General features: G+C 56.1%; 1 protein-coding gene. It reads left to right on the top strand.

Features of this window, described 5'->3' with window-relative positions; genetic code table 11:
- A partial coding sequence (locus QP934_RS11560; RefSeq protein WP_419127598.1) for a transposase occupies positions 1-255 on the top strand: 255 nt, incomplete at both ends.

Raw genomic sequence — 255 nt, 5'->3', positions numbered from 1 at the left:
CCGTCGAGTTCAAGGAGAAGGCGGTCCATCAGATCATCGAAATGGTCCGCCTGGAGTCTTGCTCACTGCAACGCGCCTACACGGAGGTCGGTGAGCTGCTTGGAGTATCTCACCACACGTTGCGGGCCTGGTACCGTGACAGCGCCTCAGTACGCGATAATTCTGACGCTTCAGGCGGCGAAACAATGGAAGAAGAACTCAGGCGTCTGCGCCGCGAAAACCGCGAACTGAAACGAGCAAACGGGATTCTTAAAA

This window comes from Corynebacterium sp. MSK122 (genome assembly GCF_030229435.2).
GTDB lineage: Bacteria > Actinomycetota > Actinomycetes > Mycobacteriales > Mycobacteriaceae > Corynebacterium > Corynebacterium marquesiae.
Note: the sequence above shows the minus strand (reverse complement) of the source record. Positions and strands in the feature narration are given on the sequence as shown.